The 22,552-nt window shown below is 67.8% G+C and carries 20 protein-coding genes; 9 read left to right on the top strand and 11 right to left on the bottom strand.

Going from position 1 to position 22,552, the window contains the following annotated elements:
• Nucleotides 1-32: 32 nt before the first annotated feature.
• The 3 genes from ABDZ95_RS04110 to ABDZ95_RS04100 are packed head-to-tail and all read left to right on the top strand — an operon-like array spanning nt 33 to nt 3,453.
• Entirely contained in the window at nt 33-2,165 is a 2,133-nt protein-coding gene (locus ABDZ95_RS04110; RefSeq protein WP_343790783.1) for a TonB-dependent receptor, read from the top strand.
• On the top strand, nt 2,075-3,268 hold the full coding sequence (locus tag ABDZ95_RS04105) for a PepSY-associated TM helix domain-containing protein (RefSeq protein WP_343790781.1): 1,194 nt from the start codon (nt 2,075-2,077) through the stop codon (nt 3,266-3,268). Before ABDZ95_RS04110 ends, ABDZ95_RS04105 begins: the two co-directional genes overlap by 91 nt.
• A complete protein-coding gene (locus ABDZ95_RS04100) occupies nt 3,265-3,453 on the top strand; it encodes a hypothetical protein (protein ID WP_343790778.1) in 189 nt (62 codons plus the stop codon). The genes ABDZ95_RS04105 and ABDZ95_RS04100 overlap by 4 nt, the downstream gene beginning before the upstream one ends.
• Nucleotides 3,454-3,466: 13 nt before the next feature.
• Here ABDZ95_RS04100 and ABDZ95_RS04095 read toward each other — a convergent pair whose 3' ends face one another.
• From ABDZ95_RS04095 to dapF, 3 genes are read right to left on the bottom strand one after another with little or no spacing between them, the layout of a single operon-like run.
• On the bottom strand, nt 3,467-3,931 hold the full coding sequence (locus ABDZ95_RS04095; RefSeq protein ID WP_343790775.1) for a hypothetical protein: 465 nt from the start codon (nt 3,929-3,931) through the stop codon (nt 3,467-3,469).
• Nucleotides 3,928-4,311 carry a hypothetical protein gene (locus ABDZ95_RS04090; protein ID WP_343790772.1) on the bottom strand — a complete coding sequence of 128 codons (384 nt, stop codon included), beginning with the start codon at nt 4,309-4,311 and terminating at the stop codon, nt 3,928-3,930. Before ABDZ95_RS04090 ends, ABDZ95_RS04095 begins: the two co-directional genes overlap by 4 nt.
• 42 nt (nt 4,312-4,353) lie before the next feature.
• Nucleotides 4,354-5,187: a diaminopimelate epimerase gene (dapF, locus tag ABDZ95_RS04085; RefSeq protein WP_343790769.1), complete on the bottom strand. Its 834-nt coding sequence runs from the start codon at nt 5,185-5,187 to the stop codon at nt 4,354-4,356.
• A 60-nt stretch (nt 5,188-5,247) separates the two neighbouring features.
• Here dapF and ABDZ95_RS04080 point away from each other — a divergent pair, with 60 nt between their 5' ends.
• The 3 genes from ABDZ95_RS04080 (at nt 5,248) to ABDZ95_RS04070 (ending at nt 10,650) form a co-directional block, all read left to right on the top strand.
• Complete coding sequence (locus ABDZ95_RS04080; protein WP_343790766.1) at nt 5,248-6,075, top strand: potassium channel family protein; 828 nt, start codon at nt 5,248-5,250, stop codon at nt 6,073-6,075.
• A 114-nt stretch (nt 6,076-6,189) separates the two neighbouring features.
• Nucleotides 6,190-8,373, top strand: a complete 2,184-nt coding sequence (locus ABDZ95_RS04075; protein WP_343790763.1) for a prolyl oligopeptidase family serine peptidase — start codon at nt 6,190-6,192, stop codon at nt 8,371-8,373.
• 126 nt (nt 8,374-8,499) lie between these two features.
• Nucleotides 8,500-10,650 (top strand): prolyl oligopeptidase family serine peptidase, encoded by a 2,151-nt coding sequence (locus ABDZ95_RS04070; RefSeq protein WP_343790760.1) that lies wholly within the window; start codon nt 8,500-8,502, stop codon nt 10,648-10,650.
• Between the two features lie 132 nt (nt 10,651-10,782).
• Here ABDZ95_RS04070 and ABDZ95_RS04065 read toward each other — a convergent pair whose 3' ends face one another.
• The 3 genes from ABDZ95_RS04065 to ftsY form a co-directional block, all read right to left on the bottom strand.
• Nucleotides 10,783-11,397 carry a MarR family winged helix-turn-helix transcriptional regulator gene (locus tag ABDZ95_RS04065; RefSeq protein WP_343790756.1) on the bottom strand — a complete coding sequence of 205 codons (615 nt, stop codon included), beginning with the start codon at nt 11,395-11,397 and terminating at the stop codon, nt 10,783-10,785.
• 73 nt (nt 11,398-11,470) lie between these two features.
• Nucleotides 11,471-12,088, bottom strand: coding sequence for an inner membrane-spanning protein YciB (locus ABDZ95_RS04060; RefSeq protein ID WP_343790753.1), 618 nt, complete (start codon nt 12,086-12,088; stop codon nt 11,471-11,473).
• Between the two features lie 2 nt (nt 12,089-12,090).
• Nucleotides 12,091-13,026: a signal recognition particle-docking protein FtsY gene (gene ftsY / locus ABDZ95_RS04055; protein WP_343790749.1), complete on the bottom strand. Its 936-nt coding sequence runs from the start codon at nt 13,024-13,026 to the stop codon at nt 12,091-12,093.
• Nucleotides 13,027-13,269: 243 nt separating this feature from the next.
• Here ftsY and ABDZ95_RS04050 point away from each other — a divergent pair, with 243 nt between their 5' ends.
• A complete protein-coding gene (locus tag ABDZ95_RS04050) occupies nt 13,270-15,333 on the top strand; it encodes an NAD(+) synthase (RefSeq protein WP_343790746.1) in 2,064 nt (687 codons plus the stop codon).
• A 138-nt stretch (nt 15,334-15,471) separates the two neighbouring features.
• On the opposite strand, the gene ABDZ95_RS04045 is transcribed toward ABDZ95_RS04050, so the two are convergent.
• Together ABDZ95_RS04045 and ABDZ95_RS04040 are read right to left on the bottom strand one after the other, a co-directional pair.
• Nucleotides 15,472-16,347, bottom strand: coding sequence for an alpha/beta fold hydrolase (locus ABDZ95_RS04045; protein WP_343790743.1), 876 nt, complete (start codon nt 16,345-16,347; stop codon nt 15,472-15,474).
• 88 nt (nt 16,348-16,435) lie between these two features.
• Nucleotides 16,436-16,969 (bottom strand): D-glycero-alpha-D-manno-heptose-1,7-bisphosphate 7-phosphatase, encoded by a 534-nt coding sequence (locus tag ABDZ95_RS04040; RefSeq protein WP_343790740.1) that lies wholly within the window; start codon nt 16,967-16,969, stop codon nt 16,436-16,438.
• 141 nt (nt 16,970-17,110) lie between these two features.
• On the opposite strand from ABDZ95_RS04040, the gene ABDZ95_RS04035 reads away from it, so the two are divergent.
• Together ABDZ95_RS04035 and ABDZ95_RS04030 are read left to right on the top strand one after the other, a co-directional pair.
• Nucleotides 17,111-18,271 carry a DegT/DnrJ/EryC1/StrS family aminotransferase gene (locus ABDZ95_RS04035; protein ID WP_343790737.1) on the top strand — a complete coding sequence of 387 codons (1,161 nt, stop codon included), beginning with the start codon at nt 17,111-17,113 and terminating at the stop codon, nt 18,269-18,271.
• A gap of 4 nt (nt 18,272-18,275) precedes the next feature.
• On the top strand, nt 18,276-19,211 hold the full coding sequence (locus ABDZ95_RS04030; protein ID WP_343790734.1) for a Gfo/Idh/MocA family protein: 936 nt from the start codon (nt 18,276-18,278) through the stop codon (nt 19,209-19,211).
• 4 nt (nt 19,212-19,215) lie between these two features.
• Here ABDZ95_RS04030 and ABDZ95_RS04025 read toward each other — a convergent pair whose 3' ends face one another.
• The 3 genes from ABDZ95_RS04025 to ABDZ95_RS04015 all read right to left on the bottom strand — a co-directional run bounded on the left by ABDZ95_RS04025 (nt 19,216) and on the right by ABDZ95_RS04015 (nt 22,456).
• Nucleotides 19,216-20,877: an MHYT domain-containing protein gene (locus ABDZ95_RS04025; RefSeq protein ID WP_343790731.1), complete on the bottom strand. Its 1,662-nt coding sequence runs from the start codon at nt 20,875-20,877 to the stop codon at nt 19,216-19,218.
• 66 nt (nt 20,878-20,943) lie between these two features.
• On the bottom strand, nt 20,944-21,399 hold the full coding sequence (locus ABDZ95_RS04020; protein ID WP_343790727.1) for a MaoC family dehydratase: 456 nt from the start codon (nt 21,397-21,399) through the stop codon (nt 20,944-20,946).
• A 70-nt stretch (nt 21,400-21,469) separates the two neighbouring features.
• The gene (locus ABDZ95_RS04015) at nt 21,470-22,456 is read right to left on the bottom strand and encodes a threonine ammonia-lyase (protein ID WP_343790724.1); all 987 of its coding nucleotides are present in this window, start codon (nt 22,454-22,456) and stop codon (nt 21,470-21,472) included.
• Nucleotides 22,457-22,552 lie beyond the last annotated feature (96 nt).

The raw sequence follows: 22,552 nt of genomic DNA, 5'->3' as shown, positions 1-22,552 counted from the left end.
GTTCTCAATCGCACCTCCCCAAGGCGACCTCCGTGACTCTCCGCTCGATACTGCTTCTCTCCGCCGCCGCGACCCTGCTGGCCGGCCCCGCCCTGGCCCAGGACGCCCAGACCACCGAGCTGGGCGAGGTGGTTGTCACCGGCTCCCAGGTGCGCCAACCTCCCGCCTACGCCGGCGGTCAGGTCGCGACCGGCGGCCGGGTTGGCATGTTCGGCTCGCAGGACGTGATGGACACGCCTTTCGCCGTCACCAGCTACACCGGGGAACTGGCCCGCAACCAGCAGGCCCGCAGCGTCGGCGACGTGCTGCAGAACGACCCGGTCGTGCGCGTCACCAAGGGCTTCGGCAACTTCCAGGAGCTGTACGTCATCCGCGGCTTCCCCGTGTACTCGGACGACATGACCTACAACGGCCTCTACGGCGTGCTGCCGCGCCAGTATGTGGCGTCGGAACTGGTCGAGCGGGTCGAGGTCTTCCACGGCCCGACCGCCTTCCTGAACGGCGCGGCCCCGGGCGGCTCGGCCATCGGCGGCGCCATCAACCTGACGCCCAAGCGCGCAGGCAGCGCGCCGCTCAACCGTCTGACGGCGGGCTGGGACGGTGGTGACGCCCTGTACGCCGCCGCCGACTTCTCGCGCCGCTTCGGCGTCGACAACGAATGGGGCGGCCGCCTGAACGTCGCCGCCCGCGACGGCGAGACGACCATCGACCGCGAGAACCGCGAACTGCAGGTGCTGGGCCTCGGCTTCGACCGCCGCGGCGACCGCGCCCGCTTCTCGGCCGACCTCGGCTGGCAGAACCACCGCATCAACGCGCCCCGCCCGACCGTGACCCCGAACGGCGCGATCCCGACCGCGCCGTCGGCCGACATCAACTTCGCCCAGCCCTGGACCTATACGGACGAGGAACAGCTGTTCGGCGTCGTGCGCGGCGAGTTCGACGTTTCGGACGACATCACCGTCTGGGCCGCGCTCGGCGGCCGCAGCGGCAAGGAGGACAACGTCCTCGCCAATCCGAACGCCAATCCGGACGGCAGCCTGACCGCCTACCGCTTCGACAACGTGCGCGAGGACCACGTCTTCTCGGCCGACGTCGGCGTCCGCTTCGACGTGACCACCGGCTCGGTCGATCACCGCATCGTGGCCTCGGCCTCGCAGGTGCAGCTGCGCTCGGAGAACGCCTACGCCTTCTCGAACTTCTCCGGCTTCGCCAGCAACCTCTACGCCCCGGTCGATGTCGCCCCACCGGCCCCGGACTTCTTCGTCGGCGGCGACCTGGACGACCCGCTGACCACCGAGCGGTCGCGCGCCTCCAGCTTCGCCATCGCCGACCAGATGTCGTTCCTCGACGGCCGCCTGCTGGCCACCGTCGGCGCCCGCTATCAGGAGATCGAGACCGGCGCCTACGACTACAGCACCGGCGCGAAGGGCTCGGGCTACGAGGGCGACGCCGTCACCCCGGCCTTCGCCGTGGTCTTCAAGCCGAGCGACCGGATCTCGCTGTACGCCAACTACGCCGAAGCCCTGGTCCCCGGAAAGACGGCGCCGACGGTGGTCAACGGCACGCCCGTCGCCAATGCCGGCGAGGTGCTGGATCCGTTTCGTGGCGAGCAGGTCGAGGCGGGCGTGAAGTATGACGCCGGCACGTTCGGCGCGACGCTGAACGTGTTCCGCGTTGTCCTGGCCAGCGAGACCTTCGACCCCGTTACCCGCATCTACGCCGCCGACGGCGAGCAGGAGAACCGGGGCATCGAACTGTCGGTCTATGGCGAGCCGGTGGAGGGCCTGCGCATCCTCGGCGGCGTCGCCCTGCTGGACACCGAAATCCCCTCCCGCGACAGCGCGATCGGCGTGCCGAACTTCCAGACCAACCTGAACGTCGAATGGGACGTCGCCGCCCTGTCCGGCCTGACGGTGGAAGGTCGCGTCGTGCACACCGGGCCGCAGGCCGTCAGCGCGACCGTTGATCTGGACAGCTGGACCCGGTTCGACGCCGGCGTGCGCTACGCCTTCGAAGCCGGCGACCGTCCCGTCACCCTGCGCGCCCGCGTCGAGAACCTGGCCGACGAGAACCAGTGGGTCGCCGTCGGCGGCTATCCGGGTTCGAACTATCTGACGCTGGGCGCACCGCGCACCTTCCGCGTCTCGATCTCGACGGACTTCTGATCCGGATGAAGCCGGGGACGATCCGGGCCTGGACGTGGGTGCACAAGTGGTCGAGCCTGGTCTCAACCGCCTTCCTGATGATGCTCTGCATCACCGGCCTCCCACTCGTGTTCACCCACGAGCTGGATCACCTGCTGCTGGAGGAAAGCTGGGCGCCCGCCAATCCTGACGGGCCCAGGCTGAATCTGGATCAGGTGCTGTCCACGGCGCTCGCCCGGCATCCGGGCGACGTCCCCGCCTTCATGAGCTTCGACGAGGACCGGCCGGTGGTGAACGTCACCAGCCGGGCGCCCGACGCTCCCGAGGGCCAGTTCAACTTCCAGCCCATCGACCAGACCAGCGGCGACGCCGCGCCCCTGGTCGCCGGGCACCCGGTGATGGAGTTCATTCTCCAGCTGCACACCGACATGTTCCTGGGCCTCGGCGGCATGCTGTTCCTGGGCGTCATGGGCCTGTTGCTGGTGGCGGCGCTGGTGTCGGGAGTGGTGCTCTATGCGCCCTTCATGCGCCGCCTGCCCTTCGGCACGGTGCGGGCTGGCAAGGCCGCGCGGACGCGGTGGCTCGACTATCACAACCTGCTGGGCGTGGTGACGGTGGCCTGGGTGCTGGTCGTCGGCGTGACCGGGGTGGTGAACACCCTGGCCGTGCCGATCATCGCCTACTGGAAGGACACGGCGCTGAAGGAGCTGACGCAGGCCTATGACAGCCCTGCCCCGCCGTCCGGGCGCAGCTCGCTGGACGCGGCGGTCGAGCGGGCGAAGGAGGCTCTGCCCGGCATGACCCTGCAGTTCGTCGCCTTCCCGGGTTCGAGCTATTCGACCGACCACCACTATGCGGTCTTCTTCCACGGCGACACGCCGCTGACCGAGCACCTGACCACCCCGGCTCTGATCGACGCCCGCACCGGCGAGCTGGCGGCGGTCACGCCCGCGCCCTGGTATGTAAAGACCCTGTCGCTGTCCCAGCCGCTGCATTTCGGCGACTACGGCGGCATGCCACTGAAGATCCTCTGGGCCATCCTCGACATCATCACGATCATCGTGCTGGGCAGCGGCATCTACCTGTGGCTGGCCAAGGGTCGGGCGAAGAAGGCGGCCGCATGAGCAAGCCGGGTCACTATTCGCTGAAGGCCATCTTCGCGATCCCGGCCATCGTGGCGGTCATGTCCCTGATCGGATTGGTCGGCGCCCTACTGGGCGACGGCGTCTGGGACTGGATCGGCTGGAGCGGTCTGGGCGCCTGTGTGGTGGTGATGGTCTGGGCGCTGATCGCCCGGCGGCATCGGTAAGACGGCAAGGCCCCTATTTGATCTCATCCGGCGTCGGCCAAGATTGATGAACTGTCGAGGTTGTCGAAGACGCCACGATGTTGATCGTCGTGGTCGGCTCGGGAGGCTCTTCCTCGGCTGGCGCTACCCCGCCTAGAATTATGGGGACCAAAATCAGCGTTGCGATGAACATGAACGCTTGAAAGATCGCCACCCCACGCAAGGCGGGGTCATCGATCGCTCTCAGCAGCACCTTTGACTGCGGCGTTTCCAACTTTCCGAGAATAGAGATGAAACGCCCCTGAACGGCCAAACCGGCGAAGACCGCAAGGCCTCCGGTAATCCAGCAAATGGGCAGCAGAATCCCGACCGCCGCGGTTCGCTCAGGCTGATCCCCGATAAACCCACCCAATATGGCGAGCATCAAGGCGGACGTGGCCGTAAGATTACGGCTGTACTCGACGATTGCGTCGGCGGCCTTTTCGAGCGCGACCGTCAACAGACTGGCCAGAAGCCGCAGAAGCGTGCCTGCTCCTTGGCGAGCAGGAGCGCTTCGCGAGTGACGGTCAGCCCCGGCCGACCGCCCGGGCCAATAATCTGCTGATACACCTCGGGCATTCGCCGCAACGCTTCCGCAACCGCCGCTTGTCGTTCGTCGGCGCCTTTCGTGAGGTTTATGATACGGCGCGCGGTCATGCCGGACAGCGCGGCGAGTGCGGGCGGGGTAAAATAAATTGAGTGCCCGTTCTGTCGGGTAAGCCCCGCCAGAAGCGCGCTATGAGTGCGTCTGCGTATGCGGATTTTGGAACCCTGACGCAGCCCGGACATCACAGAACGAGTGACCAGACCCGTCGCGGACTTTCGCTTTTCAACCGGCAAAGGCTTCCCCCACAATGGTGAAGCTATGATGGCGCGGCACAACTAGAAGGACAATACTCCCGTCCGCTCGACCTCGACCGGGCCGGTCATGAAGACGTGGTCCGAGGCCTCGTCCCAGTCGATCACCAGCCGCCCGCCGTCGACGTCCACCGTCGCATGACGCCCGGTCACGCCGCGCCGCGCCGAGGCGACCAGAGCCGCACAGGCGCCGGTGCCGCAGGCCTTCGTCAGACCCGCGCCGCGCTCCCACACCCGCAAGCGGATGTGATCGGGCGAGATGGCGTGGACGAAACCGACGTTCACGCCCTCCGGGAACAGCGGGTGATGCTCGATCAGCGAGCCCGAGCCGCGCACGAAGCCGTCGTTCGGCGCATGGTCCATGAAGAAGACCACGTGAGGATTGCCCATCGAGACCGCGCCCGGCGTGTGCAGCACCGGGTCGTCGATCGGCCCGATCTGCAGCTCGATGCCACGCGTGTCCATCTCCTCCTCGAGCGGGATCTGGGTCCAGTCGAGACGGGGCGCGCCCATATCGACCGTCACCTGTCCGTCGGCGGCGCGGCGCGCGGTGGTCAGACCGCCCAGGGTGTCGATCCGCACCTCGGTCTTGCCGGTCGATTCCATCAGCACCCAGCCGACGCAGCGCAGGGCGTTGCCGCAGGTCTCGACCATACCGCCGTCGGCGTTCCACACCCGCATGAAGGCGTCGGCCTGTTCCGAGGGTTCGATGGCGATCAGCTGGTCGCAACCTTCGCCCGTCTGCCGGTCGGCGATGGCGCGCACCTGATCGACCGTCGGCTGGAACGGCGTCTCGAGCGCGTTGACGACGACGAAGTCGTTGCCGGCGCCGTTCATCTTGAGGAAGGGACGGGTCATGTCGGTGCGCATATAATCACAGGCTGGACCTGAGGCGAGAGAACCGCGTTAAGTCGCTCCATGAGTCGCGCGAAGCCCGCCCCGAAAGCCGAAGCCCCGACGAACCCGCCGAAGGCCGAGGGTCTGCGGCTGCGTGCCCGACTGCGCTATCTGTATCACGGCACGTCGCCGCTGGCGGTGAAGTTCCGACTGGCGGTCATCGTCATCGACTTCGCCATTATCGGCTTCTTCCTCGCCGCGCCGATCCTGCACGAGGCGGGTCTGGTCTTCTATGTCGTCGACTATCTGATCGCGACCGTGCTGGTGCTGGACCTGACCGCGCGAGCGCTGGCTCACACCGACATCAAGGACTGGCTGAAGAAGCCGGCGACCTGGGTCGACCTGTTCGTGCTGGCGACCCTGCTGTTCCCGACACTGTTGTTCAACTTCGGCTTCCTGCGCCTGCTGCGGCTCTGGACCCTGCTGCACTCGGAGTTCTTCTGGCGCACCATCGGCCACAAGTACGATGACACCCGGGTGGAGGAGGTCACCAAGGCGTCCGCCTCACTGGTCACCTTCGTTTTCGTGGTCACCGGCTTCGTCTACGCTACCTTCCGGGACAGCCATCCGGGCATAAGCGGCTATCTGGATGCCCTGTATTTCACCGTGGCGACCCTCACGACCACCGGCTTCGGCGACATCACCCTGCCGGGCAACTGGGGCCGGGTGCTGTCGATCGTGGTCATGCTGACCGGCATCACCCTGTTCCTGCGGCTGGCCCAGACGATCTTCAAACCGCACAAGGTCTTCCATCCCTGCCCGACCTGCGGTCTGCAGAAGCACGATCCGGACGCGGTGCACTGCAAGGCCTGCGGCGTCGTGATCTGCATCCCCGACGACGGGGCGTGACGTCGCGCCGCATGACAAATCCGTAAGGTTCGGTCCGGCCGCCTTGCCGGTCGTCCTTCCACGGATAAGGTGCCGCCCGACGAAACATCCGTTTTTCCGTCGGGGAAGGTTTCCATGATCCGTACCGCCGCGCTCGCCGCGCTTCTTGCCACCACCGCACTCTCGAGCGCCGCCATGGCCCAGACCACGCCTGCCCCCTCCACCGCCGACGCCGGCGCCGGCTTCGCCACCTCGGACGCGACCGACCCTTATCTATGGCTGGAAGAGGTCGAGGGCGAGCGCGCCCTGGCCTGGGTGCGCGAACAGAACACCCGCTCGCTCGGCGTCCTGCAGGGCGATCCCCGCTACGCCCAGCTGCACGCCGAGGCGCTGGAGATCGTCCAGTCGCGCGACCGCATCCCCTCGCCGGGCTTCCGCCGTCAGGGCGACGAGGAGGTGATCGACAACTTCTGGCAGGACGCCAACCACGTGCGCGGCATCTGGCGCACCACCTCGGTCGAGAGCTACGGCACGGCCGAGCCGGTCTGGGAAACCATCCTCGACATCGACGCCCTGGCCGCCGCCGAGGGCAAGAACTGGGTCTACAAGGGCGCCAGCTGCCTGCCGCCGGAAGAACGCCTGTGCCTGGTCAACCTGTCGGACGGCGGCAAGGACGCCGTCACCGTCCGCGAGTTCGATCGCCAGACCCGCCAGTTCGTCGACGGCGGCTTCGTCCTGCCGGAGTCCAAGGGCGGCGCCACCTGGATCGACCGCGACACCCTGCTGATCTCGCGCGACTTCGGCGAAGGCACGCTGACGGATTCGGGCTATCCGCGCACCGTGCGCCTGCTGCGTCGCGGCCAGTCGGTCGATCAGGCGCCGGTCGTGTTCGAGGGTCAGCAGACCGACGTCTCGGTCAGCGCCTACACCCTGCGCGACGCCGATGGCGTGGTGAAGGCCACCCTGCTGAACCGCGGCATCAACTTCTACGAGGCCGAGACCTGGCGTCTGAACGCCGACGGCACGACGACGCAGCTGCAGCTGCCGGCCAAGTCGAACATCAACGCCCTGATCCAGGGCCAGCTGGTCGTCACCACCGATCAGGACTGGACGGCGCCGTCAGGCCAGCAGTTCCGCACCGGCGACGTCATCTCGTGGAACCTCGAGCAGTGGCTGGCCAACCCGGCGACGCAGGCCCAGCTGGTGATCCGCCCGACCGAGCGCCAGGCCATCGAGGGCATTTCGAACACCCGCAACAAGCTGATCGTCGCCCTGTACGACAACGTGCGCGGCTCGATCTATTCGTACACGCCGAACCCGGCGGGCGAGTGGAGCCGCACGCGACTGAACCTGCCGGAAAACACCACCGTCGGCATCGGCTCGTCCAGTGACCATGACGACCGCGTCTTCGTCAGCGCCTCGGGCTATCTGACGCCGTCGACCCTGTATCTGGCCGACGCGACCGACGGCTCGACCGAGCAGATGAAGTCCCTGCCGGCCAAGTTCAACGCCGACGGCATGGTCGTGGAGCAGTACGAGGCCCGCAGCGCCGACGGGACCATGATCCCCTACTTCGTCGTCCATCAGGGCGACATGGCGATGGACGGCTCGAACCCGACCCTGCTTTACGGCTATGGCGGCTACCAGAACTCCCTGCTGCCGGGCTATTCGGCCACCGTCGGCAAGCTGTGGCTGGAGCGCGGCGGCGTCTATGTCGTGGCCAACACGCGCGGCGGCGGCGAGTTCGGTCCGCGCTGGCACCAGGCGGCGCTGCAGCAGAACCGCCAGCGCGCCCACGAGGACTTCCAGGCCGTCGCCCTGGACCTGCAGGCCCGCAACATCACCAGCCAGCCGCACCTGGGCATCATGGGCGGCTCGCAGGGCGGCCTGTTCATGGGCGCGATGCTGACCCAGCGTCCGGACCTCATCAACGGCGCCGTCATCCAGGTGCCGCTGTTCGACATGATGCGCTTCCACCGCCTGCTGGCGGGCGCCTCCTGGATTGCCGAGTACGGCAACCCGGACATCCCCGAGCAGCGCGCCTGGATCGCCGAATACTCGCCCTACCAGCGTCTCGCCGCCGGCCAGCCCTATCCCGAGGTCTTCATCCACACCTCGACCAAGGACGACCGCGTCCACCCGGGCCACGCCCGCAAGGCGGCCGCCCGTCTGCTGGAGCTCGGCTATCCGGTCCTGTTCTACGAGAACACCGATGGCGGCCACGGCGCGGCGGCCAACCTGCAGGAAACCGCCCGCCGTCTGGCGCTGGAATACACCTACCTCAGCCGCCGCCTGATGGACACGCCGGCGCAGGAGTAGGACTTTAGCGTTGGACCGCGAAGCGGTGGAGGGGCGCCTCCGCCGCTTTTGGTCCAACACCCCTCCACCATCCTTCGGATGGTCCCCCTCCCCGTTCGGGGAGGAACTGACGTGCGGAGTTGCCTCATGATGAAGTCCCTTCTCGCCGGCGTCGCCTTCGTGGCCCTCGCCTCGCCCGCCTTGGCCCAGCAGACCCCGCCCCACTTCCCGGCGGACCTGACGCCGGCCGGAGTGCGCGCAGCCGACGATCATCTGGCGCTGGAGCAGGTCGAGGGCGCCGAGGCCATGGCCTTCGTCCGCGCGTCGAACGAACGGGCGCTGGCCAGCCTGACCGGCGATCCGCGCTACGAGACCTTCCGCCAGCAGGCCGAAGCGATCCTGACCGCCACCGACCGCATCCCGGCGCCCAGCTTCCTCGGGAACGGCATCGGCAACTTCTGGCAGGACGCAACCAACCCGAAAGGCATCTGGCGCCGGACGACGCTGGACAGCTACCGCACGGCCAGTCCGCAGTGGGAGACCCTGCTGGACATCGACGCCCTGTCGCGCGCCGAGGGCAAGGACTGGGTCTTCAAGGGCGCCGACTGCCTCGCGCCGGATGACACGCGCTGCCTGATCAGCCTGTCGGACGGCGGCAAGGACGCCGTGGTGATCCGCGAGTTCGACACCACGACGAAACAGTTCGTCGACGGCGGCTTCGTCCTGCCGGAGGGCAAGCATCGCCTCGAATGGCTGGACCGCGACACCCTGCTGGTCGCCACCGACTTCGGTCCGAACACGATGACGGAGTCGGGCTATCCCTTCATCGTGAAGACCCTGTCGCGCGGCCGGACCCTGGCGCAGGCGACCGAGATCTATCGCGGCGACCAGTCCGACGGCGGCTACGGCGTCAGCCCCTCGGTCTGGCGCAACAAGGACGGCGTGGTCGAAGCGGTGCTGATCTCGCGTCCGCTGGACACCTTCCGCTCCGAGACCTGGCAGTGGGTCGACGGCCGCGCGGTCAAGCTGAACCTCCCCGAGCGCGTCTCGATCAACGGGACGATGGGCGCGCAACTGGTGTTCTCGCCGGACGAGGACTGGAACCGCATCGACGCCGGGTCGCTGGTGATCGTCCGACTGGACACCCTGCAGCAGCCCGAACTGGTCGCCTCCAACGGCAACCCGGGCGTCATCTTCGCCCCCGGCGAGCGCCAGTCGATCGACAGCGTGCGCGTCATGTCGGACAGCATCCTCGCCGTCGTCTCGGACAATGTCGTCGGCACGTTGAAGCGCTTTACGGTCACCACGCAGGGCGTCCGACACGCCGCCTGGACCGCCACGGACATCGCCGTCCCGGCCAACAGCGCCGTGGGTCTGGGCGACAGCTCCAAGTCGCGCGGCGAAGTCTTCATCTCGACCCAGGGCTTCCTGACCCCGCCGACCCTCAGCCTGGCCGATGTGCCGGACGCGACCCTGACCGAGCTGCGTCAGGCCCCGGCCAAGTTCGACGCCTCGACCCATGTGACCGAGCAGTTCGAGGCCGTGTCCTCGGACGGCGTGCGCATCCCCTATTTCGTCACCCGCCCGCGCGAGATGAGCGGCCCGGCGCCGACCATCCTGTTCGGCTACGGCGGCTTCCAGGTTTCGTTCCCGCCCGCCTACAAGCCCGAGATGGGCAAGCTGTGGCTCGAGAACGGCGGCGTCTTCGTCCAGGCCAACATCCGCGGCGGCGGCGAGTTCGGCCCGGCCTGGCACCAGGCGGCCCTGAACGAGAACCGCCAGCTGGCCTTCGACGACTTCGCGGCCGTGGCCCGCGACCTCGAGGCCCGCGGCATCTCCAGCCCACGCCGCCTCGGCATCTATGGCCGCTCGAACGGCGGCGTCCTGACCTCGGTGTCGATCACCCAGCATCCGGAACTGTTCAACGCGGCGGTCATCGAGAGTCCGCTGGTCGACATGCTGCGCTACCACGAGCTGCCCGCCGGCGCGTCGTGGATCGGCGAGTACGGCGACCCGCGCATCCCTGAGGAAGCCGCCTGGATCGCCCGTTATTCGGCCTACCAGCACCTCGCGCCGGGCCGGAACTATCCGCGCGTCTACATCACCACCAACACGCGCGACGACCGCGTCCACCCGGCCCACGCCCGCAAGTTCGCCGCCCGTCTCGGCGACATGGGCTATGACCACCTCTACTATGAGGAAACGGCCGGCGGTCACTCCAACGACGCCGATCCGGTCGCCAACGCCCGCCGCTGGGCGAGACACTATGTGTATCTGGCGCAGCAGTTGATGGATTGATGTCCGGAGCCTTCTCCCCTTGCGGGAGGAGGTGGCCGAGCGCAGCGAGGTCGGATGAGGGGCGGCTGATCCACTCCTCATCCGTCAGCCTTCGGCTGCCACTTTCTCCCGCAAGGGGAGAAGGACGTCTGTTCACGCCGCTTCCACGACCTTCAGCTTCTTCACCTTGGCCGGCTTTTCGGCCTTGGCGGGCTTGTCGCCCTTCTCGGCCTTGCGAGCGAGTTTCTCGGCCTTGCGGCCTTCGCGAGCGGCCTTCTTGGCGGCTTTGGCTTCGGCCTTGGCCTTCAGCGGGGCGGCGTCCGCCTCACCGGCGAGTTCGGCCAGCAGTTCGAGGAAGCCGTCGCGCTTGCCCTTGGGCAGCAGACCCATGATGCGCTTGTCCGCGGCCTCGACCTGTGGGCGCGCCGCCTCCAGCGCCGCCTCGCCGACGGGCGACAGGCGCACGGCCTTGGCGCGGGCGTCCAGCGTGGACTTCTCGCGATCGAGCAGCCCCTTGGTGGTCATCCGGGCGACCAGATCCGCCAGTGTCGACCGGTCGATGCCGGTGGCGCGCACCAGATCCGTCTGGGTCAGGCCCGACCTGTGGCTGACGGCCTCCAGGACGGCGAACTGCCGCTGGGTCAGACCGTCCGGCCCCGTCTCTTCCGAATAAATGTCCAGCGCCAGTTGCAGCGCGCGGTGCATAAGATGGCTGGGCGATCCGGACAGGCCCGGCCCCCGCTTCGACTTGTTACCCGACTTGACCATGTAACCGTATCCCCTCGGTTGCTGCGATACAGCTAGCAGTGACGTTTTACGGTTTGACGACGGACGATCTCTCTCAGAGTCCGGTATCGGGTGAAACAGGTTCCGGTTCCTCGTCCTTGATCATGTGTTTCATGATGAAGAACACCTGCCAGATGCCGAAGGCGGCCGACGCGATCCACAGACCGCCACGGAAAGCCACCCAAGTATCGTCCGACTGGGTCCGCCAGACCACCTCGTTGATGATGGCCACGGCGGCGAAGTAGAGGCCGTAGCGCAGGGTCAGGCCGCGCCAGCCGATGTCAGTGATCTTGATGGCCTCGCCCAGAAGATATTTGAACGGGTACTTCCGCAGCGGCAGCGAGCCCAGCAGCACGATCGCCAGCAGGCCGTTCTGGATCGTCAGCTTGATCTTCAGCAGCGTCGGATCGTGGAAGACCAGCGTCAGCACGCCAAACAGCAGGGCGAAGCCGCCGGTCAGCAGCGGCAGCGGGGCCAGACGCCGCTCGACGATCCAGCCGACGATCAGGGCCAGCAGCGAGGCGCCGACCAGCACCCAGGTCGCTTGGACCAGGGCTTCCTGCCCGTCCAGCCCGCGCACGAAGCGGTTGACCGCATAGGCGACCATGAAGGCGACCAGGGCGCCGAAGTCGACGGCCTGACGAATGTTCGATCCGGTCCGGTTCTCGGCCATTCTCAGTCCTCCAGTCCAACCAGCGATCGGGAGAAGGCCCGCGCGTCGAAGGGTTGCAGGTCATCGACGCCCTCGCCGACGCCGATCAGCTTGATGGGGGCGTCTGAGGCCTGGGCCACGGGCACCAGCACCCCGCCGCGCGCCGTGCCGTCCAGCTTGGTCATCACCACGCCGGAGACATAGGCCGTCCGGCCGAAGATCTTCTCCTGCTCCAGCGCATTGCGGCCGACGGTGGCGTCCAGCACCAGCAGGGTCTCGTGCGGGGCCTCCGGATCGACCTTCTTCAGGACGCGAACGATCTTCAGCAGCTCGTCCATCAGCTGGATCTTGTTCTGCAGGCGGCCGGCGGTGTCGATCAGCACCACGTCGAAGCCCTCGGCCTTCGCCCGGGTGTAGGCGTCGAAGGCCAGACCGGCCGCGTCGGCGCCGTCGCGTCGGCTCTCGAACGTGGCCCCGGCGCGCTCGGCCCAGACCTTCAGCTGCTCACGGGCGGCGGCGCGGAAGGTGTCGCAGGCCACGATCATCACCTTGGCGCCCTGCGCCGTCAGGTCCGAGGCGATCTTGCCCAGCGTCGTGGTCTTGCCCGAGCCGTTGACCCCGACGAACAGGGTCACGAACGGCTTGTCGCCCGTCAGCGGCTCGTAGCGGGCCTCGTGGTTGATCAGTTCGGCGGCCACGGCCTCGGCCAGCGCCTCCTTGACCTCGCGCTCGTTGGCGCCGGCGCCGAAGCGCAGCTCGCGGAAGCGCTCGACGATCCGGTCGGTCGCGGCCGGGCCCAGATCGCTCTCCAGAAGATGCTCTTCCAGCTGCTCCAGCGCCGTTTCGCTCAGCGGCTCCTTCACGAAGGTGGCGACGACCTGTTCGGTCATCTGCTTCGAGGAGCGGCTCAGCCCTTCGGTCAGGCGGGAGAACCAGCCTTTTTTCGGCGCGTCGGTCATACTCAGGCTTTAGCGGGGCTTATGCGGCGCGTCATCAACTACCGGCGTCCTCGCCTGCGACCCTTGGTTCATCACGGCGAGCACTGCGAACCACGGCGGTCACTGCGGGTTGAGTGCACGTCTCGCCGTGTACGTTGTGCCTCGCCGTGTTCGCCGTGATGAACTTCGGAATTCTTTAGCCGGTTCGTTATTCCCTATATGAGCATAAGCATCCGCCCTCCGGCGGGACGAACGGAAGACCAGATGGCCCGAACCGAACCGTTCCACGCCCCCCGCAATCAGGGCTTCGTCCGCGTCGCGGCCGCAACGCCGGTCGTGCACCCCGCCGATCCGACGGCCAATGCGCTGGAGCATATCGCCCTGATCGAGCAGGCTGGCCGCGAGGGCGCCGATCTGATCGTCTTCCCCGAACTTTCCGTCAGCGGCTACGCCATCGACGACCTGTTGATGCAGGACGCCCTGCTGGAAGGGGTCGAGGTGGCCATCTCCATGATCGCCGCGGCCGCGCAGGCGGCCGGCGTCATCGCCGTCGTCGGCGCCCCGATCCGCCAGACTGACGCCCTGTACAACTGCGCCGTGGTGCTGGCCGGCGGCCGGGCCCGCGCGGTCGTGCCCAAGACCTTCCTGCCCAACTATCGGGAGTACTACGAGAAGCGCTGGTTCAGCCCGGGCGGCGAGGCGCGCGGTTCCGTCCGTATCGGCGGACACTGGTGCAAGTTCGGTTCGCGTGTCGTCATGGAGGTCGAGGACCGGCCCGGCTTCACCTTCGCGGTCGAGATCTGCGAGGACTTCTGGTCGCCCGTGCCGCCGTCGACCCGCGCAGCCCTGGCCGGGGCGCGGATCCTGCTGAACCTGTCGGCGTCCAACGTCCTGATCGGCAAGGCCGACGACCGCGCCCTGCTGTGCGCCAGCCAGTCGGCCCGCGCCATGGCCGGCTATGTCTTCACGGCCTCGGGCTGGGGCGAGAGCACCACCGATCTGGCCTGGGACGGTCAGGCGATGATCCACGAACTGGGCGCCAAGCTGGCCGAGGGCCCGCGCTTCTCGATGGAGTCGCACCTGACCCTAGCCGACATCGACGTCGAGCGGATCGGTCTGGAGCGACTGCGCACCGGCACCTTCGCCGACTGCGCCCGCGACGAGGATCGCCGCACGAGCGAGGACGACCGCTTCGGCCGCATCATCATCGAGGCGGAGGAGGCGCCGGCCGGGCCGACCACAGACCTGATCCGCCCGCTCGACCGCTTCCCCTTCGTGCCGGACGATCCCGCCCGGCTGGATCAGGACTGCTACGAGGCCTTCAACATCCAAGTCCAGGGCCTGATGAAGCGGATGAAGGCGACGAACGGCGAGCGCCTCGTCATCGGCGTTTCGGGAGGACTGGATTCGACCCAGGCCCTGCTGGTCGCCTGCCGCGCCTTCGACCGGCTTGGCCTGCCGCGCACCGGCATCCTCGCTTACACCATGCCCGGCTTCGCGACCTCGGACGGCACCAAGTCCAACGCCTGGGCCCTGATGAAGGCGCTGGGCGTCACCGGCGCCGAGCTGGATATCCGGCCGACCGCCATGACCATGCTCGAAGGCATCGGCCACCCCTATGCCAAGGGCGAGCCGGTCCACGACATCACCTTCGAGAATGTGCAGGCGGGGTTACGCACCGACTATCTGTTCCGGCTGGCCAACCAGAACAACGCCTTCGTGCTGGGCACCGGCGACCTGTCGGAACTGGCGCTGGGCTGGGCCACCTACGGCGTCGGCGACCACATGAGCCACTACAACGTCAACGGCGGCGTGGCGAAGACCCTGATCCGGCACCTGATCCGCTGGGTTGCGGCGAAGGAGCACGGCGGCGAGACCGCCGACATCCTGCACGCCATCCTCGACACGGAGATCTCGCCCGAGCTGGTCCCGGCCAAGGACGGACAGATCCAGTCGACCGAGGCGACCGTCGGCCCCTATGCGCTGAACGACTTCTTCCTGTTCTACATCACCCGCTTCGGACTGGAGCCGTCCAAGGTCGCCTTCCTCGCCCATCAGGCCTGGAAGGATGCGGCGCGCGGCGACTGGCCGGCGAACACGCCGGACGACGAAAAGGTCGAGTACGACCTGAAGACCATCAAGGACTGGCTGCGCAAATTCCTGGTTCGATTCTTCCGCACCAGCCAGTTCAAGCGCTCGGCCCTGCCGAACGGACCCAAGGTCGTCACCGGCGGCTCGCTGAGCCCCCGTGGCGACTGGCGTGCGCCGTCGGATTCAGCGGCGACGGTCTGGCTGAATGAGCTGGAGACACAGGTCCCGGACGCGTGACCCAATAGTACGTCAGGATCTGACGCACGAGCATGCCATGCTCTGCAGATGGCCTTGCGAGCTACCGAGTCCGGAAATCCAACATCGGGCGTGGCGGGCTTCAGCGAGATTTCCGGACGACTCGCACTCAATATTTGGTCAGGGCAGTTCGCCGAGGAACGGGAAGATCGCTGCCCGGGCTTCCGGCTCATCCAGCATGGGCGCATGTCCCACACCGGGGACCTCGACGAAATCCATCCGCGGGGCGCGCTTGCGCATCTTCGCCGCGATCTCCTCGCTGAGCAGGTCGGAGGTGGCTCCACGCACCAGCAGGACCGGCCGGCCCTTCGTCAGCTTCCCGAACATCGGCCACAGGTTCGGCACCAGGGCCTTGGCTCCCGCCGCCTTGATCGGCACCGCGATGTCGGGGTCGTAGTTCAGGATCGGCGCGCCCTCGGTCCCCTCGGTGAAGATCCGGCGCGCGAAGGCGTCCCAATCCTTCGCCTTGTAGTGAGGGAAGGCGACGGCGTTGATCTTCTTGGCATAGGCGGCGGCGTCGGCCCAGGTCGGGGTGTCCACCGGCTGGCCGGAATAGGCGGCGATGCGGGCCAGCCCTTCCTTCGCCACCTCTGGGCCGACGTCGTTGATGATGGCGCCGGCGATGACCTTCGAGCGGATCGCGGCCAGGGCCATGGTGATCAGCCCGCCCATGGAGGTGCCCATGAAGACGGCCTTCTCGATCCCCGCCTGCTGCAGCAGGGCCAGCACGTCCTGCGCATAGGTCGCGGGCTGGTAGGTCATCGGATCCGGAGCCCGGTCCGACTTGCCGCGCCCGCGCACGTCGACGGCCAGCACCCGACGGCCGGTCTGGGCGATCAGCGGCGCGATGCTATCGAAGTCCGCCGAGTTGCGGGTCAGACCGTGGATGGCGATGACCGGCAGCTTCGCCAGCCCCGCCGCGCCCGCGTAATCGCGCGCATACAGGCTGAGCCCGTCTGCGCTGGTCCAGCGGCGTTCGGTGAAGGTCTGGCTCATGAAAAACTCCGTCGGCTCGCCCGACGATATTTCATCGGTAGAGGAAATACACCGTCGGTAGATGACGATGGCGGTTCGAGGGAGGAGCTCAGTGCCCCAGAAGGTCGCGGACGAAGTCGTCCAGGTTCCCGCCCTCGAAGCGGAAGCCGGACACGCCGGCGCGGCGGGCGGCCTCCATGTCCGACGGCTGGTCGCCGATCATGAAGCTCCTGGCCATGTCGATGTTGTGGTCGGCCGCGGCCCTCAGCAGCATGCCCGGATTGGGCTTACGGTCCGGATGGTCGGGATGCAGATAGGCCTCGACGCGGCCCTCGGAGTGGTAGGGGCAGGCATAGACCGCCCCGATCCGCCCGCCCGCCAGCGCAAGGCGGCGCACGATCACCTGATTGAAGGCGTGCATCTGCTGTTCGGTAAACAGGCCGCGCGCCACGCCCGACTGGTTGGTCACGATCACGCACAGATAGCCGAGCCGGTTCAGGCGGCGCACGGCTTCGCCCGCGCCGGGCATCATGCGCAGCTGGCTCTCGAGATGCGGATATCCCGTGTCCTCGATCAGAACGCCGTCGCGGTCGAGGAACACGGCGGGGACGCCGTTCGACATGGCGACGGGGATAGGCGCCATGCCGCTTCGTTGCAATCCCTCACCCGAAGTGACCCGCTGACATTTGGCCCGGGGCGGAGCATTTGTTAGGGAGCGCCCCACCTGTCAGGCGCGTTTGATCCGCGCCTCCCCGCCGCGCGCGCCACGACCGGAGATCACCGCATGACCATCGCCTTCATCGACCTTCAGGCCCAGCGCCTGCGTCTGGGCGGCAAGATCGAGGCCGCCGTGCAGGAGGCCGTGGTCGGCGGCGCCTGGGTCATGGGCCCGCAGGTCCGGCAGTTCGAGGCCGATCTGGCCGCCTTCGGTCAGGCGAAGCACGCGCTCGGCTGCGCCAACGGCACCGACGCCCTGGCCCTGCCGCTGATGGCCTGGGGCATCGGCCGCGGCGACGCCGTCTTCGTGCCCAGCTTCACCTTCGCCGCCACCGCCGAGGTCGTGCCGTGGTTCGACGCCGAGCCGGTCTTCGTCGACGTCGACGAGAAGACGTACAACATGGACCCCGCCCACCTTGAGGCCGCGATCGAGGCGACGATCAAGGAAGGCCGGCTGAAACCGCGCGTGGTCATCGCCGTCGACCTGTTCGGCCAACCCGCCGACTATCCAGCCATCAAGGAGATCTGCGACAAGCATGGCCTCAAGCTGATCTCGGATTCGGCCCAGGGTTTCGGCTGCACCATCAATGGCGAACACCCGCTGAAATGGGCCGACATCACCACGACCAGCTTCTTTCCGGCCAAGCCGCTGGGCTGCTACGGCGACGGCGGCGCGGTTTTGACCAATGACGACAAGCTGGCCGAGCTGATCGACTCCGTCCGCGTGCACGGCAAGGCCGTCGCCTCCGACCTCGAGGGCAAGACCTTCGAGCACGAGACCAAATACCTGAACATGCGCATCGGCCTGAACAGCCGTCTGGACACCATCCAGGCTGCCGTCCTGATCGAGAAGCTGAAGGTCTTCGGTCAGGAGATCGAATGGCGCAACCGCATCGCCGCCCGCTACAATGAGGGTCTGCGCCCCCACGTCGCCGCCGTGCCCGAGGTTCCTGAGGGCAACGTCTCCAACTGGGCCCAGTACACGATCGAGCACGAGAACCGTGACGCCCTCGCCGCCCACCTGAAGGAACAGGGCGTGCCGACGGCGGTCTACTATCCGATCCCGCTGCACCTGCAGCCGGCCTACGACATGTATCCGCGCGGCCCGCAGGGCCTGCCGGTGACCGAACGCCTGATGAGCCGCGTGATCAGCCTGCCGATGCATTCGGATCTGGACGAGGCCACCCAGGACCGCATCATCGCCGCCGTCGCTTCGTTCAAGGGCTGATCCGATGACCGCACAGATCGCTCCGCTCAAATTCGGCGTCGCCGGCGCCGGCGTCATGGGCCGCAACCACGCCCGGGTGCTGTCGGACATCCGCGACGTCGTCGTCTCGGCCGTGTTCGATCCGGACGCTGCCGTCGCCGACGGGGTGGCGGGTCTGTATGACGCGAAGGCCGTCACCACGGCCGCCGATTTCGTCGCCGCCGGTCTGGACGCCGCCGTCGTCGCCACGCCGAACCGCACCCACGCGGACCTGTCGGTCGCCCTGCTGGAAGCGGGCGTCCATGTGCTGGTCGAGAAGCCCATCGCCGCCACGGTCGAGGACGCCCAGCGCATCATCGACGCCGCGAAGGCCAACAAACGCATCCTGATGGTCGGCCAGGTCGAGCGCTTCAATCCGGCGGTCGAGGCGGTCAAACGCGCCATCGAGGGTGAGGACGTCATCTCGATCCAGATCACCCGCGTCGGCCCCTTCCCGCCCCGCATGGGCGAGGTCGGAGTGGTCATCGATCTGGCCGTGCACGACATCGACATCATCCGTCACCTGACCGGCTCGGAGATCGTAGAGGTCCAGCCGCAGCTGGCCCGCACCAAGGCCGAGCGCGAGGACACCGCCCTGCTCCAGTTCCGGCTGGAGAACGGCGCGATCGCCCACATCACCACCAACTGGGTCACGCCTTACAAGACCCGAACCCTGCAGGTCGCGACGACGAACAAGTTCGTGGTCGCCGATCTGATGACCCGTCAGGTCACCGAGTATTTCGGGCAGCAGCCGGACGGCAGCTACTCCACGCGCGGCGTGATGAGCTGGCCGAACGAGCCGCTGAAGAAGGAACTGGAAGCCTTCGCCCACGCCATCCGTACCGGCGAGACCCCGGCGGTGACCGGCGAGGACGGCCTGCGCAATCTCGAAGTGGCCCTGCGCTGCCTCGGCGAGGCCTGACGCCCTAGCCGCGCGGCGGGGCGGTCCGGAACAGCATCCGGACCTTCAGCCCCTCGGGCGCATAGTCCAGCGTCGCCTCGCCATGCAGGTCGCCTTTCACGCTGGTCGAGATCAGGCGCGAGCCGAAGCCGCTGCGGGTCGGAGGGCTGACCGTCGGGCCGCCCTGCTCGGTCCAGTCCAGCGCATAAAGTCCCGCCTCGTCGGGGCCTGACCAGCGCACCTCGACCGCCCCGCCGTCGATGCTCAACGCGCCATGCTTGGCGGCGTTGGTGGCCAGTTCGTGGATCACCATCCCCATGGCCAGGGCCTGAGGCGCATCCAGCATGACCTCGGCGCCCTCCAGCCGGAACTGTTCGGCCGACCAGGGCCGCATTTCCTTGGCCAGTAACTCGTCCAGCGTCGCCTGCTCCCAGCCGCGCGCGGTCAGCAGGTTGTGGGTCTCCGACAGGGCGATCAGGCGGGCCTGGAACTGGCGGGCGAAGTCCTCTGTCGAGGCCGCCTTGCGGGCCGTCAGGGCGGCGATCGACTGGATGGTCGCGAGGGTGTTCTTCACCCGGTGGTTCAGCTCGTTGATCAGCAGCTTCTGCCGCCGCTCGCTGGCCTCCAGATCGGCGAAGGCGCGACGGCGGTCGGTCACATCCCGGATCACCCCCGCCAGCTTCAACGGCCGGCCGGAGCGCGAGCGGACCAGACTGCCGTGCGCCTGCACCCAGCGATCCCCGTCGCCGATCCGGAACTCCACATCGTAGGGGGCCTCGCCGGCCAAAGCCCGTTTCAGCGAGGCCGACCGCTCACCTACGTTTTCCGATCTGAGCCATGGTGGATTGTCGAACGGATAGGTCGCCTGACCCTGCGGCAGGTCGAACAGGGCGCGGGCGCGCTCGGACAGACGGATCGTGTGGTCCTTCAGGCTAACCTCCCAGTAGCCGACGCCTCCGGCCTCGATCACATCCAGCAGGCGCGAGCGCTGGTCGGCGATCGACGCGCCGAGCGCCAGCAGCAGGATCAGCATTGTGACCGCGGCGATGCCGATGGCGATGGCCAGCGGCGGGGCCATGCCGTCGACGGGCGCCGCAGCCGAGGTCGGCTCCAGCACCAGGGCGGCCATGCCGGTGTAGTGCATGCCCACCACCGCCACGCCCAGCGTCGCCGCCGCACCGGTCCTCCAGATCACCGAGGTGCGTCGCCCGGCGGCCCACAGCGCCGCGCCCGAGGCGGCGATAGAGATCGCCACCGACAGAGCCACGAGACCCGGCTTCCAGTCGACCGCCGCCGCCGTGCGCATGGCCGCCATGCCGACGTAGTGCATCAGGGCGATGGCCAGCCCCATGGCGGTCGCCGCCAGCGGCAGGCGGACCGGCCCCAACTGTGCGCGCGAGGCGGCGGAGAAGGCGCTGGCCGTGCCCGCGACCGCCAGCAGGAAACTCAGGATCGTCAGGCCGGGCGCATAGCGGACCGGCGCGCCGGGATCGAAGCCCAGCATGGCGATGAAATGCATCGACCAGACGCCGCCGCCCATGGCCAGCGAGGCCACGGCCAGCCATGGCAACCGGTCCCGCCCGTCGCGATCCTGAATGCGCTGGAACAGGTCGAGCGCCGTCCACGCCGCCAGAGCCGCGACGGCGTAGGACAGGACAATGAAGACGATCCCGTGGTCGTGGTGCAATCGGTGTTCCGATCTGCGTTCAGCCTCGTCCGACTATCGTCAGAACTTCGGGCGTTCGTCCATCCTTCAGGGCGCGACCATCTGCATGCCCAGCCACTCGGCGATCAGGGCCGGCTTGTCCCCGCCGTCGATCTCGACGGTCAGTTCGTGCTTGATCAGCCAGCGGCCACCGCCCTTGTCTTCGGCCGACAGCAGCTTGAACCGGCCGCGCACCTTCGAGCCGACCGGCACGGGGGCGAGGAAGCGCAGCTTGTCGAAGCCGTAGTTGACGCCCATCACTACCCCATCCAGCGGCTTCACCGCGTCATAGGACATGGCCGAGGCGAGGCTCAGCGTCAGGAAGCCGTGCGCAATGGTGCCGCCGAAAGGCGTCTGTTTCGCCAGCTCCGGGTTCACATGGATGAACTGGTGATCCTCGGTGATATCGGCGAAGGCGTCGACGCGCGCCTGATCGATCTCGATCCATTTCGAGACCCCGACCTCGGTTCCGATCAGGCCTTCCAGTTCGCTCGGCTTGGGCATGGCGTTCTCCTCTGTCTGGCCGCCACGCTAGCCGCCAGTGGGGATTGCGCAAGGCGCCGCAAGGGCAACCTCAACCCGCGAAACGCCCCTCGATGATCTCGGAGAACAGGCCCGGATCGATGTTTCCGCCCGACAGGACCACCGCCGTCGTTTTGCCCTTCGTCTCGACCTTGCCGGCCAGCAGGGCGGCCAGCGACACCGCCCCGCCCGGCTCGATCACCAGCTTCAGCGTGCGGAAGGCGTAGCGAACGGCCTCCGCCGCCTCGGCGTCCGATACCGTCTCCACCCGCGCCAGCCGGCGATTGATCGGGAAGGTGAGCTCGCCCGGAATCTCGGTCATCAGGGCGTCGCAGATCGAGGGCCTGGCGACCGGCGCATGCTTCACCCGCTCCCCGGCCTGAAGCGACAGGAAGGTGTCGTTGTAGACCTCAGGCTCGATCCCGATCACCGGGGCGTCCGGGACCAGCGCCGCCATCGACAGATTGATGCCCGCGATCAGCCCGCCGCCCGAGGCGCCGCACAGGAGCTGGTCGATCTGCGCGCCCGCTTCCTGCGCCTGTTCGACGATCTCGATACCGACCGTGCCCTGCCCCTCGATCACGAACGGATCATCGAACGGCCGCACCAGGACCGAGCCGCGCGTCTGCGCGATCTCCTCGCCAATGGCCTCGCGGCTTTCAGTGTACCGGTCGTACAGACGGACCTCGCCGCCGAAGCCGATCACGCCCTCGACCTTCACCTTCGGACTGTCAGCCGGCATGACGATGACGGCGCTGGTTCCCATCATCCGTGCGGCGCAGGCCACTGCCTGGGCGTGGTTGCCGGAGGAGTAGGCGACGACGCCGCGCTTCAGCTCATCCGCCGTCAGACGGCTGATCCGGTTGTACGCGCCCCGGAACTTGAAGGCCCCCGCCCGCTGCAGGTTCTCCGCCTTCAACAGCACCCTGCCGCCCAGATGCTCGTTGAGCGCCGGGCTTTCGATCAGGGGCGTGCGCACGGCGTGGCCGGCGATCTGACGGGCGGCGTCGCGGACGCCTTCGAAGGAGGCTGTGTGCATGAGCGCTGTCTAGCTGATCCTCCCCGTTCAGGGGAGGGGGACCGCCGGCGAAGCCGGTGGTGGGTGGAGGGGCGCCCGATCCGCGCTCGCTTTGAC

Source organism: Brevundimonas kwangchunensis (assembly GCF_039523815.1).
Classification (GTDB): Bacteria; Pseudomonadota; Alphaproteobacteria; order Caulobacterales; family Caulobacteraceae; genus Brevundimonas; species Brevundimonas kwangchunensis.
Note: the sequence above shows the minus strand (reverse complement) of the source record. Positions and strands in the feature narration are given on the sequence as shown.